At 37.2% G+C, this 1,166-nt stretch carries 1 pseudogene; it reads left to right on the top strand.

From position 1 onward, the window contains the following. Window positions 1–277: 277 nt before the first annotated feature. Window positions 278–1,166, top strand: a pseudogene (locus AAC147_RS00885) (autotransporter outer membrane beta-barrel domain-containing protein); the annotation flags it as partial.

The raw sequence follows: 1,166 nt of genomic DNA, 5'->3' as shown, positions 1-1,166 counted from the left end.
ATTGGTTTATTAATGATGATCTTCTTTATATCAAACCAAAAATTACATTTTTGCAAGATAATCATCTTAAAAAAAAGATAAAGAAGTATATTATTACAAAGACCTGAATTCAAGATCCTCTATGATCTTCACCAGTAACCACTTTAATACAATCATTAATATCAAATTTTAGTTGGAATAATCGACGATATAGTAAATATATTCTACAGTAATAATGAATCTAGTAGGCTCTACTTAATTTTTTAAATGAAAATCAGGTTATTTAGGGATTCCTCTTATGAAGATATACAGACATTCAGTATTCCCAATAACTCTTAGAGTGGCTTTATTTTTCTTTCCTGGAATAAGCGTTGATGCAATCGCGGATTCATCATGCGGTTCGTCGAATACAAATACCACTATCTCTCAAAATGAGACAACCTCTTGTAATCTCTCATCAGGCGAAAATCTTACTATCAAGAAGGACGTATCAATTGATGTTCCTCAAGGGAATGACGTCAACGATATCTACGATCTGAAATACAGTGCGGTCAATATCGGTACTAACCATATTCTGGAAAAAAAAATTTCCATTACTAGCATTGAAAATAATGGTTTTTTGCAGGGAACCAGTGGGGTCACGGTAACTGCCAATGGTTCTGTTGGGCGGTTGCTTAATAATGGAACCATAAGTGGAGTGAGCGGTGCTGTATGGGTTTCTGGTCGAATAAATACGCTGGATAATTATGGCTCAATCACAGCTAATAATAATCCTAATTCATTTAATGCAATAATGATCAAAGAAGCGATTGGCTCCAATAATGGTCCATATGGATACGTAGATACCCTCCTAAATCGCGGATCGATTGATGGAATAACTGTTATAGCTTCAACACTTAAGACTCTTGATAATAGTGGCATATTGACATCTCTGAAGGATAATATCAGCTCTAATCTCGCAACATTTGTTATTGATGCTGGCAGTAATGTCGATACTTTCAATAATGATGGAACAGTGAATGGCCCCAAGCATGGTGTTCTGGTTCAAAATAGAGGACGGCTCGGAAACCTCAATAATCGCTCTGGAAGTAAAGGGATCACGGCTGAGCAGGACGCAATTCAGGTCGCCGGGCAAGGAGAGGCGCTACTGGATGATTCCAACATGAGGCCGTCCAGGATAAAACAGA

The sequence above is a fragment of the Xenorhabdus sp. NBAII XenSa04 genome, assembly GCF_963866145.1.
GTDB classification, from domain to species: Bacteria; Pseudomonadota; Gammaproteobacteria; order Enterobacterales; family Enterobacteriaceae; genus Xenorhabdus; species Xenorhabdus indica.
The sequence above is the reverse complement of the archived record's forward strand: the minus strand, read 5'-3'. Positions and strand labels throughout refer to the sequence as shown.